This window comes from Arthrobacter sp. HMWF013 (genome assembly GCF_003061105.1).
Classification (GTDB): Bacteria; Actinomycetota; Actinomycetes; order Actinomycetales; family Micrococcaceae; genus Arthrobacter.
In genome coordinates this window covers 1642-2855 of record NZ_QAIQ01000484.1, presented here as the reverse complement: position 1 = coordinate 2855, position 1214 = coordinate 1642, and the positions used below count along the sequence as shown (strand labels likewise).

1 protein-coding gene is annotated in these 1214 nt (G+C 64.1%); it reads right to left on the bottom strand.

Going from position 1 to position 1214, the window contains the following annotated elements; genetic code table 11:
• Positions 1–152: 152 nt before the first annotated feature.
• On the bottom strand, positions 153–1214 hold a 1062-nt coding region (locus DBR22_RS17375; RefSeq protein WP_375134987.1), incomplete at its 5' end, for a YlbL family protein.

The window sequence follows — 1214 nt, the reverse complement described above, 5'->3', positions numbered from 1 at the left end:
GGTAGGACGGGACAAACTCGGTACCTCATAGCTGGTCGACAGATTTACATGTGAGAGCGTGCGTGCGGTCGACGTCCGGCACCGGTCAAGCGTGTGGCATCGTCCGTCATATTTGCCACGAGTGGCGGTAAAGCTTAGTTCCTGCGCTCAGTCTAGTTGCTGGTACACACGGGCAGAGCGGACGTGTCCTGCCCCGAACCGGAGAGTTCGACGGCGCGGCGCGCCTCCGCGAGATTCTCCACCTTCACCACCTGCAGGCCGTCCGGAACATGACCCACGACGTCGTCACAGTTGGCAGCCGGCGCCAGGAACAAAGTGGCTCCCCCGGCACGCGCTCCCTGCATCTTCTGCTGGATCCCGCCAATGGGCCCGACGGCACCGTCAGGGGTGATGGTGCCGGTCCCGGCCACATGCTTGCCACCGGTGAGGTCGCCTGGCGTCACAGTGTCAATGATTCCCAGCGAAAACATCAGCCCCGCGCTGGGTCCACCCACCTTGTCCAGCGAAATCTTCACGTCGAAGGGGAAGGTGAACAGGTACTTCAGCATGACGCCCAGGATGTAGCGGCCCGCTCCGTTGTCCTTGGGGCTGATGGTCTGTGTGACAGGCTCCCCCGCCCGCCGCACCACTACCGTGGCAGGAGCCCCCTTGCCTGCCGCCAGCTCCTCCTGGATGACCGCGAGGGACGTCACCGGCTTGCCGTTGATTGATTCGAAAACGTCGCCTTCCTCGATCTTGCCCTCCGACGGCGACCCGTCGGAAAGCCCGGCAGACTGGAGCTGCTGGCCGAAAGGGATGTCCAGCTCGTTGAGCGCCGATGCGACCGCGTTCTCCTGCGACGTGGTCATGGCCACGGAGCTTTGCTCTTCGGCCTGCTCCTTTGTGGTCCCGGTGGGGTAGATCAGTTCTTCCGGATATACGGACTTGGTCCCGTCAAGCCAGCCGGTGAAGGCGCCGAGGATACTGACCGGGCCGTTAGGGCCGCCGTCGACGTAGACCGTCGTCAGATCCAGGTTTCCGTTGGCGGGGTAGGTTTCGCGGCCGGTGACGCTGATAACCGGGCTGCCCTGGGACTGGCCCAGGGTGTTGAAGGTGGGCCCGGGCGATTCGATCACATACGGCACGGGAACGGTCCCGACGGCGATTCCCAGCCCCAGTGCCAGCACTCCGGAGAGCATCATCACTGACACCCGTTTGTCCTCCGGCCGGTAGCG